Origin of the sequence: Paenarthrobacter sp. PH39-S1 (assembly GCF_030063245.1) — a bacterium.
Taxonomy (GTDB): Bacteria; Actinomycetota; Actinomycetes; order Actinomycetales; family Micrococcaceae; genus Arthrobacter_M.
The window spans coordinates 24,287-38,996 of sequence record NZ_JASISR010000010.1 but is presented as its reverse complement, the minus strand read 5'-3'; the positions used below and the strand labels follow the sequence as shown (position 1 = coordinate 38,996).

The 14,710-nt window shown below is 65.2% G+C and carries 13 protein-coding genes; 5 read left to right on the top strand and 8 right to left on the bottom strand.

Going from position 1 to position 14,710, the window contains the following annotated elements; all coding sequences use genetic code 11:
• Positions 1–79 precede the first annotated feature (79 nt).
• From QMG52_RS08315 to QMG52_RS08305, 3 genes are all read left to right on the top strand, one after another.
• Entirely contained in the window at positions 80–544 is a 465-nt protein-coding gene (locus tag QMG52_RS08315) for a hypothetical protein (RefSeq protein WP_283559952.1), read from the top strand.
• A gap of 199 nt (positions 545–743) precedes the next feature.
• On the top strand, positions 744–1,445 hold the full coding sequence (locus tag QMG52_RS08310; protein ID WP_283559951.1) for a TasA family protein: 702 nt from the start codon (positions 744–746) through the stop codon (positions 1,443–1,445).
• A gap of 21 nt (positions 1,446–1,466) precedes the next feature.
• Positions 1,467–1,859 carry a response regulator transcription factor gene (locus QMG52_RS08305; RefSeq protein ID WP_349361676.1) on the top strand — a complete coding sequence of 131 codons (393 nt, stop codon included), beginning with the start codon at positions 1,467–1,469 and terminating at the stop codon, positions 1,857–1,859.
• Positions 1,860–1,907: 48 nt separating this feature from the next.
• On the opposite strand, the gene QMG52_RS08300 is transcribed toward QMG52_RS08305, so the two are convergent.
• From QMG52_RS08300 to QMG52_RS08285, 4 genes are all read right to left on the bottom strand, one after another.
• Positions 1,908–3,647 carry a sensor histidine kinase gene (locus QMG52_RS08300; protein WP_283559950.1) on the bottom strand — a complete coding sequence of 580 codons (1,740 nt, stop codon included), beginning with the start codon at positions 3,645–3,647 and terminating at the stop codon, positions 1,908–1,910.
• Between the two features lie 82 nt (positions 3,648–3,729).
• Positions 3,730–5,061, bottom strand: a complete 1,332-nt coding sequence (gene nhaA, locus QMG52_RS08295) for a Na+/H+ antiporter NhaA (RefSeq protein ID WP_283559949.1) — start codon at positions 5,059–5,061, stop codon at positions 3,730–3,732.
• Positions 5,062–5,582: 521 nt separating this feature from the next.
• Positions 5,583–5,804 carry an SCO4848 family membrane protein gene (locus QMG52_RS08290; RefSeq protein WP_283559948.1) on the bottom strand — a complete coding sequence of 74 codons (222 nt, stop codon included), beginning with the start codon at positions 5,802–5,804 and terminating at the stop codon, positions 5,583–5,585.
• Positions 5,805–5,840: 36 nt separating this feature from the next.
• A complete protein-coding gene (locus QMG52_RS08285) occupies positions 5,841–6,344 on the bottom strand; it encodes a DUF2505 domain-containing protein (protein ID WP_283559947.1) in 504 nt (167 codons plus the stop codon).
• Between the two features lie 149 nt (positions 6,345–6,493).
• Here QMG52_RS08285 and mfd point away from each other — a divergent pair, with 149 nt between their 5' ends.
• Positions 6,494–10,102: a transcription-repair coupling factor gene (gene mfd / locus QMG52_RS08280; RefSeq protein WP_283559946.1), complete on the top strand. Its 3,609-nt coding sequence runs from the start codon at positions 6,494–6,496 to the stop codon at positions 10,100–10,102.
• 184 nt (positions 10,103–10,286) lie between these two features.
• Here mfd and QMG52_RS08275 read toward each other — a convergent pair whose 3' ends face one another.
• The 3 genes from QMG52_RS08275 to QMG52_RS08265 form a co-directional block, all read right to left on the bottom strand.
• Complete coding sequence (locus tag QMG52_RS08275; protein WP_283559945.1) at positions 10,287–10,502, bottom strand: hypothetical protein; 216 nt, start codon at positions 10,500–10,502, stop codon at positions 10,287–10,289.
• 70 nt (positions 10,503–10,572) lie between these two features.
• Positions 10,573–11,349, bottom strand: a complete 777-nt coding sequence (gene deoC, locus QMG52_RS08270; RefSeq protein WP_283559944.1) for a deoxyribose-phosphate aldolase — start codon at positions 11,347–11,349, stop codon at positions 10,573–10,575.
• A gap of 63 nt (positions 11,350–11,412) precedes the next feature.
• On the bottom strand, positions 11,413–12,606 hold the full coding sequence (locus QMG52_RS08265) for a YeiH family protein (RefSeq protein ID WP_283559943.1): 1,194 nt from the start codon (positions 12,604–12,606) through the stop codon (positions 11,413–11,415).
• 71 nt (positions 12,607–12,677) lie between these two features.
• Between QMG52_RS08265 and QMG52_RS08260 the strand changes: the two genes are divergently transcribed.
• Positions 12,678–13,604 (top strand): LysR family transcriptional regulator, encoded by a 927-nt coding sequence (locus tag QMG52_RS08260; protein ID WP_283559942.1) that lies wholly within the window; start codon positions 12,678–12,680, stop codon positions 13,602–13,604.
• 70 nt (positions 13,605–13,674) lie between these two features.
• Here the strand turns inward: QMG52_RS08260 and QMG52_RS08255 are convergent, their stop codons facing one another.
• Positions 13,675–14,685 carry a type IV toxin-antitoxin system AbiEi family antitoxin domain-containing protein gene (locus QMG52_RS08255; RefSeq protein WP_283559941.1) on the bottom strand — a complete coding sequence of 337 codons (1,011 nt, stop codon included), beginning with the start codon at positions 14,683–14,685 and terminating at the stop codon, positions 13,675–13,677.
• Positions 14,686–14,710: the final 25 nt, after the last annotated feature.

Below are 14,710 nucleotides of genomic sequence, written 5' to 3'. Positions count from 1 at the left end.
AGCCGTTCCATCCGGTCCCTTGCGGATGGTGCTGGAAACTGAAGTGTATTGCAACCGACGTGAAGAGGAAACGCTGATCATGAGCAAGGCAGTGCGCAGCAGGCGCCCGCGGAGCCGTACGGGCCCGGGGACCCGGGTGGCCGCGGTCCTGGCGCTCACCGTGGGGCTGGTCCTGGCTCCCGGGATCGCGCAGGCGGCGTTTGTCGGCAAGGCACCGGCCCAGATGGCCGCCTCCACGCTTATTATGACTGCCCCGCCCGCGGCTGACACGCCTGTGAGTGCCACCTGCTCAGGGAACCGGGTGAGCATCAACGTGACGTCAGTCGGCTCGGTGCCGAGGGCTTCATCTTTTCAACTCACGGTGGTTCGCCCGAGTGGAACCACAGCCAAGGTCGCGTTGAGCAAAGAAAACGGAGGATCGTACGAGGAAAAATTTCCCGCCGTCGGCTCCTGGACCTACGAGATCCGCGGACTTTACCCGGTGGGTGGGACCGCCAATGTATGGTCCGGACTGCCCTTGAGCGGACGGTTCACCTGCCGCTGATCCGGACGTCGTCGTTGGCATTGTCGTGAAAAGCGACGGGGTTGGGCCAATCTTGCGGAATCCTTGATCGTATCTACCGTCGCGGCTTGAGGTTGGCACGGCAATGTTGGTCTTGTCGGCCTTGGGAGCCGACAGCCAACGACCGTCCTCGCCGAACACGTACAGGCCGGCCACACCCGGGAAACGGAAGTCCATCATCATGGGTATCACTCTCAAAACCGCCGCTGGGAAAGTTCTCACGTCGTTGACGCTGGTTGGAGCAGCGGCCGGCGTGGCAGGGCTGGGAACCTACGGTGCATTTACCGACTCGACGTTGGCCGGCGCCAAGGTTGAAGCCGGGACGGTGAAAATCGACCTGGGCGCCGCAGGAACCTGGACCAGTTTCAATCTGGAGGCCGGCGGTCTGGTTCCCGGCGATACGGTCCAGCGGCTGGCCACTATGAAGAACTCGGGCAGCCAGTCCTTGGCCGAGGTCGCGCTGACGACGACGGCGCTGACGTCCTCGAAGCTTAACACCGACGCGACCCGGGGCCTTCAGATTGCGGTGGACAGCTGCCCGGCCGGATGGGTCGAGGCGGGCAAAGCGCCGGGCTTCACCTACTCATGTCCAGGCGCGATTACGCGGGTGCAGGCTTCCGCGCCGATCATCGGTCCCGACCGAGCGCTGGAGAACCTCACCTCGCTGGTCCCGGGCGGCACAGACGCCCTGCGTTTCACGGGCACGCTGCCCGCAGTACTGGAGGCTGACAATACACTGCAGGGAAGACCAGCACCATTGGATTTTCCTTCACTGCAACCCAACGGGTGGCCGGCAATAAGTAGGGCGCCGCGCGCAGCCCCCGGCCCGCCGACAACGGCGTCACAGATAACAGCGCCACGCGATATCAGCGCTAGCCGATAACAGAACTACCGCAGGAGCTCCGTGAACGAACCTGAGACCGCCGTCGTCATCGAGGACGAGCAGGATATCCGCGACCTTATCTCGGTCATTCTGACGAAGGCCGGTTTCGTGGTCCACACGGCGGCGACCGGCGCCGCCGGCCTGGCCATCGTGCGGGCGCATCGACCATCGGTGGTTACGGTGGACGTGGGTCTGCCGGATATTGACGGGTTGGAAGTAACCCGCGGGATCCGGGAGTTCAGCGATGCGTTCATTGTCCTGCTCACGGCGCGTTCCGATGAGTTGGACGTGCTGCGGGGACTGGAAACGGGGGCCGACGAGTATCTGACCAAACCTTTCCGTCCCAAGGAACTTCGGGAACGGATCGCCCGCGGCTTCAATCGTGCCAACCCCGATATCCCGGCCGGACGCTGACCTTAGCCTAGCCGGGCATTGATCTCAGGACTCCGACGGACTTCGACCTCAGGACTTAGCCGGTCCGGCCGGGTTCGCGCCCGACACCACCGGGGCGGCTCCCAGCGGCAGCCGCAGGACCGCCGTCGTGCCTTCTCCCGGCGCGCTGAGCAACCGAATGGACCCGCCGTGGCGGTCCACGATGGATTTGACCACGTTGAGCCCTAGACCAAAGCCCTTGGCCTCGGAATCGCGGACGGTGGGTGCGCGGAAGAACTGTGTGAACACATGCTCCTGATCCTCTGCGGCGATGCCGATTCCCTGATCTTCGATCTCGATGACTGCCTGACCAGCGGCTTCGTCCGGATAGCAGCGGACGGTGATGGTCGTTCCCGGGCGGCTGTATTTGACGGCATTGGAGAACAGGTTGTCCAGCACCTGGCAGATGCGCTCCGGATCCAGCAGCGCCACCAGCGGCTGGTGAGCCTGGTTGACAATGTCTATGGACCGGGCCTGTGCGGTGGGGGAAATGGACTCGACGGCGTTGTCCAGGACGGCGGTGAGATCCATCCGGACCGGAGTAATGCTGAGCGTGGACTCCGCCGCCGACATCAGATCCTGCACGCGGGTGCGGAGCCTTTCGGCGTTGCGTTCGATGATGTCCAGTTCCGGGCCGGGGTCGACCACCGATTCCTCCAGCCGTTCACGCAGCAGATCCGTATAGCCCAGGATGGAGGTCAGCGGGGTCCGCAGTTCGTGGGATACGGAGGCGACGAACCCGGTCTGGGCCGCGGTGGCCTCCATCAAAGCCGTCACGTTGGCGAAGGCGACAACGAACCCCGTGGTCCCCGCATCGGCGTTCCGGACCGGACGCGATGTCGCATAATAGGCGAGCCGGCGGCCTTGTTCCTCGGTCCAAAAGAGGTAGTTGCTGTAGACCTCGCCGCGGTTGGCCCTGGCGATTGGGCGGCGCTCCGGCGGTATCGGGGTCAGCCTGTCCGATTCGAACATGACTTTCGTTCCCTCGCCCATCGCCTCCCATTCCACCCGTGGTGCGCCGCGCTGCTGTGCCAGCTGTGCTGCCTGCAGTTCCGCTGCAAGCCCGGCGTTGTTGGTCAGCACCGTGTTGCCTTCGGCGTCCACGGCTACGACGCCGACCTCCACGGCGTCGAGGATGGACTGCAGCAGCTGGCGCTGTTCGCCGGTGCGTGCAAGGGCAGCCATCAACCGGGAGGTCGCGGCGCGCAGCCCCCGGGTCTGGGCTTCGAGCCGGCCGGTAATCACGCTGACGGTCAGGCCGACGCCGCCCACCACCACCGGGAGAAGCACCAGACGGGCCCACTGCTGCGAGGTGACCGGCGATCCGGCCAGCAGAAGCGGAACAACGACGATGGCGGCGGTGCCAGCTGTGCTCACCGCAACGCCACGGTACCTATCCGACGTCGCCAACCAGATGGCAGGAAAAACAGCCATCAGGCCGAGCACATCCAGCACCGATTGGGACCCTGCCCGGGCCAGTCCAATGGCCAGCAGTCCCAGCATCGGCAGCAGCAGTGGAGCGTTCCGTGGGAGCCGCTTCCAGGGCAGCAGGGCAGCCAGGACCATGGTGGCGAAGAGCACGAGGTAGCCGGTTGCAAAAAAGGGATCGTCAAAGAGCTGGGGATAGAAGGTGCCGAAGACTGCACCGGTCAGTATCATCGGGACGGCCAGTGGCAGCAGGCGGATCAGCGAGGAATACCGTCCACGGCCGCCCACCAGCAACATAGCCAGCGGCACATCCACCTCTGACATAGGGACCATGGAGCTCATGCCTGCAACCTTTGAGAGAACGGTGGGTGGACAGGCGGAACGGCCGGCTCCCGGCTCCTGCCTTGGGTCACACTTTCTTGAGTCACACTTTATCGAAAACGTCCGGGACGCCGTCGCCGTCCTGATCCGCAGCCTCCAGCAGCGCGATGGTGCGGTAGTGCCGGTTCCGGATGCGCAGTACGACGGCGGCGAGCAGCGCCGAGACCAGCGAACCGATCAGAATCGCCACCTTGGCATGGTCGTTGTGGGCGGAGTCCACACCGAAGCTCAGCTCGCTGATCAGCAGCGAGACAGTGAACCCGACGCCGGCCAGCAGCGCCAGGCCGGCCACATCGATCCAGGCCAGGCCGTCGTCGAGCTCTGCCTTGGTGGTTTTGGTGACGATTAAGGTAGCGCCGAAAACCCCCAGTGCTTTCCCTGCAACCAGCGCCACCACGATGCCGACAGCCACCGGGTCGGTAACGGCGGACTTCAGTCCATCCGCGCCTCCGATCGCGACGCCGGCGGAGAAAAAAGCGAACACGGGCACGGCTATCCCCGCGGACAGAGGACGGATCCGGTGTTCAAAGTGTTCCGCCAACCCGGGGCCGGCCTCGGGACCACCGTTTTTGCGTGAGCGCAGCACCGGCACGGCGAACCCGAGCAGAACGCCGGCCACCGTGGCGTGGATGCCGGAGGCATGAATCAGGACCCAGACCGCCAGCGCCAAAGGCACCAGCAGGTACCAGCTGCGGATACGTTTCTGCACCAGATAGGTGAAGGCAGCGAGGGGGATCAGCGCGAAGGCCAGCATTTCAAGGTGGAGCTCTCCGGGGTAGAACACGGCGATGATGGCGATCGCCATCAGATCGTCCACCACGGCCAGGGTCAGCAGGAAGGTGCGCAAGGCGGCCGGAAGGTGGGTGCTGATGACCGCCAGTACGGCCAGCGCGAAGGCGATGTCCGTGGCGGTGGGGATGGCCCAGCCGCGGAGCGCCTCCGGTCCGGCGGTGAGGTTGACCACGGTGTAGAGCACCGCGGGAAGGGCCACCCCGCCGGCGGCGGCGGCAACCGGTACGGCGGCACGGCTTGGGTTCCGCAGGTCCCCGGCCACAAATTCGCGCTTGAGCTCCAGCCCGGCAACGAAGAAGAAGATGGCCAGCAGGCCGTCCGCCGCCCAGTTCCCCAGTGGCAGGTTCAGATGCAGGAAATCCACGCCAACGACGGTGTCGCGGAGAGCGAAGTAGCTGTGCGAGGCGGCGGAGTTCGCCCAGACGAGGGCGGACACCGTGGCGATGAGCAGCAGCGCTCCGCCAACGGTCTCCTTGCGCAGGATGGCGGTGATCCGCAGTTGTTCGGGGTAGCTGGACCGGCTGAAAATGCGGGCCGCGGGACGTTTCCGGCGGGAATGGGCGGGAGGAATGGATGCTGACATCAGCGGTTTCTCACAATCGGAGGGAGGGTACGGCAAATCGATTGCCGACCAGACTTCCCGGCGCACCTGGTTCCATGCTACCGGAGACCGAAGTGAGGCTGCGGAGACCGAAGTGAGATGGCGGGAGACGAAGCAGGACTCCGGGGACGACCGTAAGGTGGGCGCGCCCCGGACTAACCTACCGGAAGGTAATGCTGAGCACACGCGAACACCCATTTCCGGGGAGAAATGGCCCACGGTGGAGACAGAGCCGGCCAATGTCAGTGACGTCCAACGCCATGTGCTCCTGATTCACCCGAACGCTGCTGCGCGGCGGACGGTGGCGTCGGAACCTATGCTGGCCGGCCTGACGGCTGTGCCGAGTCTGACTGGGGGAGGGGTGATAGCGGACTCGGTGCTGGGGCGCGGAACCACCATACCCGTCCGCCTGCCGTCGCCTCCCCCAACTAGGTCGCAGCAGGTGCACTCAAAACGAGATTTGGGTGCACCTGCTGCGACCTAGTTGGGACGGGTAGCGGGGGTCAGCTGACCAGCGCGCGGATACCGATCACGGCCGTGGCCAGGCCCAGCACCATGGACGTGGAGACGAGCATCAGGTGCACCGTCAAAAAGCGCGTGGCCTTGCCCGCTTCATCGCGCGCCTTCGGATCCTTGAGCACGCGGCGCATGAACTGCGGCCAGACGATCAAAGACCAGAGACCGGCAACGATCAGCACAATGGACAGGGGTATGGGGAGTTGCACGAGGGGGTTCTCCAAAATCCGGGGGACGGGATGGTCTTAGGCGGGGTGGTTTTCCAGCCAGCTCCGCGCATGGGTGGACTGCAGGTTCAGGGCCTTGCCGATCATTGGTTCGGCGGCTTCGGCAATTTTGGCGCCGAGGAAAGGCATGGTCGAGGTGACGGTCCCTTCCAGGTCCACCCGGCTGCCTGCGCCTTCTGTTACCAGACGTTCGACGGCGGTGACCGTCAGGGGTGCGCCGGAAACGGTCAGCGTGAGGTCTACCGTGCGGGAGCCGTCGGCTTCCGGGACCGACCAATCCTCAAGCTGGGTGACGGTAATGGACGCGCCGACAAATTTTTTGGCCAGATCCGGCAGCCGGTTTGTGGGCAGGGTCCGGACGGTTTTCGTACTGAACGCGGAATCCAACGCGCCGTTCCGCTCAAAGGAAACCAATTTCCCGCCCACTGATTCACTGCTGCTGCGGATGAAATCCTCGTCCGTGAAGACTTCCGTGACCCGGTGGACCGGGTGGGGCAGGTTGGTCGTTGCGCGGAGCGCCATGTTTCCTCCGGGATGGCTGAGCGGTGGTTGGGCAGATTTCAGGATACAGGCCGGGCGGCTGCGCCCTCCGACGCGTAAGCTTGAGGCGTCCCCGGGGTTCTTTACGAACGTCGGGTTGTTGTGTTGTGCCTGCCGAGGAGAAAACATCCATGAGCCTGAACGGTCTGCGAACTGCCCTTGCCGACGATCCCGCCTTCGCGCGGGTCCGTCAATATGCGGCCAGGCCGCACGCCGACCGCAGCCAGGATCTCCAGTTCGGCGCGCCGTCGGGTCTGCGCGCCGCGCTGCTGGCTGAGGTGGCCGAGGGGCTGGCGGACGTCCCCGGGCCGGAGGGACGACCCGGCGTTGTGCTGGCGGTGACCGCGACCGGACGCGAAACCGAGGATGTCGCGGCGGCGCTGCGTGCGTTTCTGCCCGCGGATGCGGTGGCGGAATTTCCCAGTTGGGAAACGCTGCCGCACGAGCGTCTTTCGCCGCGCTCGGACACGGTGGGCCGCAGATTGGCTGTGCTGCGCCGGCTCAGCCACCCGCAGCCGGGTGAAAACCTGCAAGTTGTGGTGGCTCCGGTCCGGGCCGTAGTGCAGCCGCTGGTGGCAGGGCTCGGCGACCTGTTACCGGTCACGGTGTCGGTGGGTGATGAGGTCTCCTTCACGGATCTGATTACGCGCCTTGCCGGTGCCGCCTATGCCCGGGTGGACATGGTCACTCACCGAGGTGAGTTTGCGGTCCGGGGCGGCATTCTGGACGTTTTCCCGCCCACCGAGGACCATCCGATTCGGGTGGAATTCTTTGGGGATGAGGTGGAGCAGATGCGTTGGTTCGCCGTGGCGGACCAACGCTCACTCGCAGCGGAGGGCATGGTGCACCCGACGACGCTATACGCGCCGCCGTGTCGGGAAATCCTGATCACACCCTCGGTGATGTCCCGGGCCGCACTCCTCAAGGACAAGATGCCCGCTGCCGCGGCCATGCTGGAAAAGATTGCCGGCGGTATTGCCGTGGAAGGGATGGAGTCCCTGGCTCCGGCACTGGTGGACGGCATGGTGCCGCTGACGTCGCTGTTCCCGGCCGGGTCCGTGGCCGTGGTAGTGGAGCCGGAGAAGGTCAGGGCGCGCGCTCACGATCTGGAATCCACGAACGAGGAGTTCCTGGAGGCTGCCTGGTCCACGGCGTCCGAGGGTGGTGTTGCTCCGCTGGACCTCGGCTCGCAAGAAGGATTGGATCTGGCGGCGGCAAGTTTCAAATCCCTTGCCCAAACCCGGGCCAGTGCGCTCGCCGCCGGCGTGAGCTGGTGGTCCATCACCTCTTTCAGCACGGATGAGGATCTGCTGCCGGACATCGATGTGCTGAACCTGCCGGCCCGCGAACCGCGCGGATACCAGGGGGACGTGGCAGAGATGATGGAGTTCATCGGCTCCAGGGTCCGCGATCAGTGGCGTGTGGTAGTGGCGACGGGCGCCCCGGGACCGGCTCAGCGGCTGGCCGAATTGTTCCACGACGCCAACATCCCCGCGGCCCGGGTGGACAGTCTGGACCGGCCGCCGCAGGCAGGCATTATCGAGATCACTACTGCCGCCGTCGGGCGCGGTTTTGTCTTTGACGGATTGAAGCTGGGGCTGCTGACCGAGGCAGACCTGCTGGGGAAGAACTCGGTCAGTTCGACCCGCGACATGCGCAAGCTGCCGTCCAAGCGCCGCAATGCTGTGGATCCGCTGCAGCTGCGCGCGGGTGATTTTGTTGTCCATGAGCAGCACGGTGTGGGCAAATTCGTGGAGCTGATCCAGCGGAAGGTCTCGACCAGTGCCAGCGGGGGCGCGGGGCTGCGGGAGTACCTGGTGCTCGAATACGCGCCGTCCAAGCGCAGTGCACCGGGGGACAGGCTCTTCGTGCCGACCGATCAGCTGGACCAGATCACTGCCTATGTTGGCGGCGATGCCCCCGCGCTGAGCAAGATGGGTGGCTCGGACTGGGCCAGCACCAAGAACAAGGCGCGCAAGGCCGTCAAGGAGATCGCCGGCGAGCTGATCCGGCTGTATTCGGCCCGGATGGCGACCCGGGGGCATGCCTTCGGTCCGGACACGCCCTGGCAGCGCGAGCTGGAGGAGGCGTTTCCCTACGTGGAGACCCCGGACCAGCTGACCACGATCAACGAGGTCAAGGCGGACATGGAGAAGGAAGTCCCGATGGACCGGCTGGTCTCCGGCGACGTGGGCTACGGGAAGACCGAGATCGCGGTTCGCGCGGCGTTCAAGGCCGTGCAGGACGGCAAGCAGGTGGCGATGCTGGTGCCGACGACGCTGCTGGCACAGCAGCACCTGGAGACTTTCGGCGAGCGGTTTTCCGGCTTTCCGGTGCGGATTAAGCCGCTGTCCCGGTTCCAGACGGCGAAGGAAACCAAGGAAACCGTCGAAGGTCTGCGCAGCGGAGCCGTGGACGTGGTGATCGGCACGCACCGGCTGCTCTCCAAGGAGGTCCAGTTCAAGGATCTGGGGCTGGTGATTGTTGATGAGGAACAGCGCTTCGGGGTGGAGCACAAGGAAGAGCTCAAGAAGATGCGCACCAATGTGGATGTGCTGGCGATGAGCGCAACGCCGATTCCCCGCACGTTGGAGATGTCGCTGACCGGAATCCGGGAGACCTCCACGCTGGCCACGCCGCCCGAGGAACGGCATCCGGTGCTGACCTATGTGGGGCCATATACGGACAAGCAGGCCTCAGCGGCGATACGGCGCGAGCTGATGCGCGAGGGACAGGTGTTCTTTGTGCATAACCGGGTGTCTTCGATAGACCGGACCGCCGCGCATATCCGTGAGCTGGTGCCGGAGGCGCGGGTGGCGGTGGCCCACGGGCAGATGAGCGAGTCCCGGCTGGAGCAGATCATTGTCGATTTTTGGGAGAAGCGCTTCGACGTGCTGGTCTGCACCACGATCGTTGAGACCGGGTTGGATATCTCCAACGCCAACACGCTGATTGTGGACCGGGCGGATAACTTCGGCCTCTCGCAGCTGCATCAGCTCCGCGGCCGGGTGGGACGCGGACGCGAACGCGCGTACGCCTACTTCCTGTACCCGTTCGACAAGCCGCTGGGCGAGGTGGCGCTGGAGCGGCTCAAGGCCGTGGCGGCGCACAACGAGCTCGGTGCCGGGATGCAGCTGGCCCTCAAGGACCTGGAAATCCGCGGCGCCGGTAACCTGCTGGGTGGGGAGCAGTCCGGGCATATTCAGGGTGTGGGCTTTGACCTGTACATCCGGCTGGTGGGCGAGGCCGTGGCGGACTACCGCGGCGAGTCCGAGGAACGTCCGGCAGAAATGAAGATTGAGCTGCCCGTCAACGCGCACCTGCCGCACGATTACGTGCCGGGGGAGCGGCTGCGGCTGGAGGCCTACCGCAAGCTGGCAGCGGCGGCGACGGAGGAGGCCATCCAGGAAGTACTGGCCGAACTGACCGACCGGTACGGGGAGCCGCCGGCAGCGGCACTGAACCTGATCGCCGTCGCCCGATTCCGCGTCGCCGCGCGCGCTGCGGGGCTGACCGACGTGGCGCTGCAGGGCAATTTCATCAAATTTGCGCCCGCGCAACTGCCCGAGTCCAAGCTGATGCGGCTGCAGCGGATGTACCCGGGATCGATGGTGAAGAATGCGCTGGACGCCGTGCTGATTCCCAAGCCGAAAACCGCGCGGATCGGCGGTCGGGACCTGGCCGACGCCGAGGTGCTGGCCTGGGCGCAGGGTGTGCTGGAGGCGATCTTCACGCAATAGTGGCGTCGGTTTCTCCCTCATCGGGCCGGCAATGCATTGCCCGATGGCAACCCGGCGGCCGCACCATTACTGAAGCGCGGCCGACCCGAGCGGACCGGGACCGGCGCTGCGGTTGGTGGTGGCGCCGTCGTCGTTCTGCCGGACGTCGCGGTTCTGCCGGACGGCTACTGGTTGGGCCGGACGGCTACTGGTTGGCACCCGAGTCGGATTTATTCAGCCAGGTCAGGGGGATGACCAATGCCACGAAACACAGCCCCAGCGCGATTGCCATGGGCAGGGCGTTCTCCAACGACAGAAAGGACATTGCGAAGATGCCGCCGAGGAAGAGCACGAAGAAGATGGCGAAGAGAATAACGCTCTGAACGAGACTGTTCTCACGCTCTTGCGCACGGTTGGACATAGTTCCTCCTGGCCCCCTAGGGGGTGTAATTGGGCGCCGACTGCACCGGCTAACGGTTCTGCCTAAAAGCTTAGTACGATCCCGCGGGATGCCCGTCATCGGTCACTGGATCCGCTGCCGTGCCGCCCGCACCGGCAGCGACATGGCTCAGGCCGTAGGCTTCTTCACGGACAATGGCGACGCCGGCGCTGGCGCCGATTCGGGTTGCGCCCGCGTTGATCATGGCGCGTGCGTCGGCAAGCGTACGGATCCCGCCGGAGGCCTTGACCCCCGGCCCCGGCCCAACGGTGGCACGCATCAGAGCCACGTCCGCGACGGTGGCGCCGCCTCCGTTGAAACCGGTTGACGTCTTGACGTAGTCCGCCGCGGCTTCGACGGCGGCGCGGCAGGCCACCACCTTCGCCTGGTCGGTGAGGAGGGAAGTTTCAATAATGACTTTCAGGATCGACTCGCCGGCATGCACCTCTTCGGCGACGGCGGAGATGTCCTCCACCAGGGCGCCCTTGTCCAACGCGCGCGCCGAGGCGATGTTGATGACCATGTCGATTTCATCGGCACCGTCCAGGACGGCGCCGCGGGCCTCGAACCTCTTGACATCGGTCGGCGTGGCGCCAAGCGGGAACCCAATCACCGAACAGGTGAGCACACCGGTGCCCTTGAGCGCGTTGTGCACGGTCTTGACCCAGATCGGGTTCACGCAGACGGACTTGAACCTGTGTGTGACAGCCTCCGCGCAGATTTTGAGCACATCCGCCTCGCTGGCCTCCGGCTTCAGCAGCGTGTGGTCGATGTACCTGGCCAGTTCCGAGGTGGGGGCGCTGGCCGGGGTGCCGGGGAGAGAGGTCATGGTGCGGCCTTCCTGTAGGAGTTCGTTAGCTCAATGCTCCCACGGCGGACCGACAGTTCCGGCTCAGCTGACCAGCAGGATGCCGGTCAGGGACGTGGCCGCCACAAGCACAGTGGAAGCGGCCGCGAGGACGAACGGTTTGAACCCCACGGCCCGGAGTGATTTAAGGTGAACGCCGGTTCCAAGAGCGAACATGGCAGCCGCCAGCAGCGAGGTTTGGCCCGCGCCGGCAATAGTCAGCACCGCGGACGGAACAAGTCCGGTGGATCGGATCAGCATCATCACGATGAAGCCCAGGACGAAGAGCGGCATGATCGGGGGGCGGCGCGAGGTGCTGTCCGTCTGGCTCATGGACCGGCGGCAGCGCATGCTGACCACGGCCATAACCGGCGCCAGCATGAGAATGCGTGCCAGCTTGACGATCACCGCCACACCGAGTGCGGCGCCGCCGATCGCTCCACCCGCCGCCACCACCTGCGCCACTTCGTGGATGGAACCACCGGCCCACATGCCGCCTTGTTGATCGGAAAGGCCCAGGAATCCGGCGGCGAAGGGAATAAACGGGATCATCAGCGTTCCGAAAATCACCACCAGGGCAATGGCTGTCACCACCTCCTGCTCATCCTCGGTTTCGATCACCCCGTCCACCGCCGCCACGGCCGCCGCACCGCAGATGGAAAATCCGCAGGCAATCAGCAGGCGCTGTGTGGGGCTGATGCCCATCCATTTGCCGAGCAGCAGGGTACCCAAAATGCCGATGCCGACAATACCGACGACCACCAGGATCATTCCTGCACCGAGCCCGAGGATGTCCCCGAGCAGGAGCTGCAGGCCCAACAGGACCACGCCGGCCCGCAGGAGAGTTCTGGCCGCAAACCTGAATCCCGGGTCCAGTACGGCCGGTAACCGGACCACATTCCGCAGCACCGCGCCCAGAACGATGGCGATCAGCAGCAGGCTCACGGTCGGGACGAACCAGCCGATTCCCATCGCGGCCAGCACGGCGGCCGCGCAGGCGCCTAGGCCAGGTGCCACAGCGCGGAACCAGCGGTAGCCGGCGTCCGTGAAGGTAGTCCGGCGGGAAACCGAATCTGCACGGGGATCGGTAACCGCACCCGAAGGCGGATCGGAAACCTGGCCTCGTAGTGGATCCGAAGGCGGATCGGAAACCTGGCCTCGTAGTGGATCCGAAGGCAGCGGATCCGAAAGCGAAGTGTCAAAGGTCGCGGGGGTGGTTGTTGTTTCTGTCGTATCCATATCTTCGATGCTGCCAGCGCCCGGGCCGACCCGGTAGCCGGCAATGACGCATGGAAATATATCATTTTGATATGAGCATGAACTGGCCCGATCTCGCCGTCCTTGAACTTCTGGTGGCGGTTTCCGAATGCGGCAGCCTGAGCTCGGCGGCGCGCGCCGTGGGTATGGCGCAGCCGAACGCGAGCCGGTCGCTGGCACGGCTGGAGCGCTCGCTGGGCGTGATTCTGATCGATCGGCGCCCCGGCGGATCGCGGCTGACGGTTGAAGGCGCCGTCGTTGTTGATTGGGCGCGGCCGGCGCTGGACAGCGCACGCGAGTTGATGTCCGCGGCGGAGGCGCTGCAGACGCAACGCCTCTCCCGGCTGAAGGTAGCGGCAAGTATGACCGTTGCCGAATACCTGATGCCGGGCTGGCTGGCGACACTCAAGCGCTCTGATCCCGACCTCAGCGTGACCTTGTCCGTCCAGAACTCGAGCCGGGTATTCGAGCTGATTGCCCAGGGAGCGGCGGACGTGGGATTCGTGGAGTCGCCGCGTCTGGCCACCGGCCTGCATCGGTTGATCGTGGCCACAGACCGCTTGGTGGTCGTGGTGGCACCGGATCATCCTTGGGCGTCCGCACGGAATGGAGTGACGCCTCAGGAGTTGGCCTCTACCGCCTTGGTGGTGCGCGAACCCGGGTCCGGCACACGGAATACGCTCGATCGCGCGCTGAAGGCCTATGGGCCGGTTCCGCCCACCATGGAGCTGAGCAGCAACGCGGCCGTGCGGCTCAGTGTTGCTGCCGGCGCCGGCGCGGCCGTGCTCAGCATCTTCGCCGTCCGCCCATGGCTCGAGAGCGGCGCCCTGGTGGAAGTGCCGGTACCGGGGTTGTCCCTGGAACGGCGGATGCACGCCGTATGGAAGGGACCCCGGATGCTGGAAGGACCGGCCGGAGACCTGGTGACAGCGGCCGCCCGCCGGGAACGCGGCGGGCGTAAGCCGGGAGCGCCGAAATGACGCCCATCCCGCAAAATGACGCGCGAGGCGCACGTCATTTTGCGGGATGGGCGTCATTTTCTCTTGGCGCTTACGTTTTTGACGTTCGACGTAGCCCAGCATCACTGAGAATTCTCTCCAGTCGGGCCAGATCCATCATTTCGGCCCAGTTCCACCGGGCGAACCCCATGCCCAAAGCGCGACTCTTATTCTCCCGGTCCTTCTCAGCCAGGACGCGTTCCTCGACGGAACTACCGCTCGCCCAGTCTGTACGCGTGTACTTCGCCCGTCCGTCAAACTCGCCCACCACCCGTTCTCTGGGCCAGTAGAAGTCCGTTCGCGCTGTGACGTCGCCGCGGATGGAGAACGCGTGCTGCAGTTCCGGCGCACGGAAACCGAGGATGTGAATGTTCGCCCGACTCATTGATTCCCCGGCCGATTCCGACAAGTCCGAACTGAACTCCAGGACCGCCGTTGCCCGCTCGGTCTTGGCCCGGCTGGGGAGCTCCAACGCGGCTGCCCGGAGCTCATCGAGGCTCACCGGTGGGCCCAGCGGCGTATCGCGCTTCCAATCAACGATCAGCGCTCGGCGTTCTGGCCCCGCCACTGAATCGGCCCACGGGGCAGGGGCGACGCGGATCCTGCGGCAGGAATCCGCGACTGCAACTGCTTGGGCGAAAGGCAACCGCGCCATCAGTTCAACCGCTGTCCGTGCCTTATCCGTGGTGCGGAACTCGCCAAGCTCGGTCAACCGAGCGTCCATGGACCCGAAGTGACGTTTAACGCCGGCAAGGGACCGCCCGCCCTGCTGGAATGACGTCAGCACATGGAGGTCCTTCGGGCAGCCCAGGAGAGCCAGGCCCCAGAGCAGCCCGGACGTCTGCAGGGAAAACGTCGGTGCTACCGCCACAGTGCGGTTGAAGGCCTCGGCTCGCAGGCCATAGCGCTGCCAGGTATCGGCGCCTTTCCAAGTCCCGCCGTCCACATACACTCCGCGCCGGACGCGGACCAGTTGCCCGGCCTTGGCGCGACGCGCGAGGTTCCTCGGATCCTGCCCGACGGCGGCCACCTCGGAGCAAAAGATCAATCCGTGATAATCCATCTTTCCAGCATGGATTTCGCCGCTG

Coding starts and splice junctions, on each gene's coding strand:
- QMG52_RS08315 (WP_283559952.1), top strand. CDS start 80: ATGAGCAAGGCAGTGCGCAGCAGGCGCCCGCGGAGCCGTACGGGCCCG.
- QMG52_RS08300 (WP_283559950.1), bottom strand. CDS start 3,647: ATGAGCTCCATGGTCCCTATGTCAGAGGTGGATGTGCCGCTGGCTATG.
- nhaA (WP_283559949.1), bottom strand. CDS start 5,061: ATGTCAGCATCCATTCCTCCCGCCCATTCCCGCCGGAAACGTCCCGCG.
- QMG52_RS08255 (WP_283559941.1), bottom strand. CDS start 14,685: ATGGATTATCACGGATTGATCTTTTGCTCCGAGGTGGCCGCCGTCGGG.
- QMG52_RS08260 (WP_283559942.1), top strand. CDS start 12,678: ATGAGCATGAACTGGCCCGATCTCGCCGTCCTTGAACTTCTGGTGGCG.
- mfd (WP_283559946.1), top strand. CDS start 6,494: ATGAGCCTGAACGGTCTGCGAACTGCCCTTGCCGACGATCCCGCCTTC.
- QMG52_RS08275 (WP_283559945.1), bottom strand. CDS start 10,502: ATGTCCAACCGTGCGCAAGAGCGTGAGAACAGTCTCGTTCAGAGCGTT.
- deoC (WP_283559944.1), bottom strand. CDS start 11,349: ATGACCTCTCTCCCCGGCACCCCGGCCAGCGCCCCCACCTCGGAACTG.
- QMG52_RS08285 (WP_283559947.1), bottom strand. CDS start 6,344: ATGGCGCTCCGCGCAACGACCAACCTGCCCCACCCGGTCCACCGGGTC.
- QMG52_RS08265 (WP_283559943.1), bottom strand. CDS start 12,606: ATGGATACGACAGAAACAACAACCACCCCCGCGACCTTTGACACTTCG.
- QMG52_RS08310 (WP_283559951.1), top strand. CDS start 744: ATGGGTATCACTCTCAAAACCGCCGCTGGGAAAGTTCTCACGTCGTTG.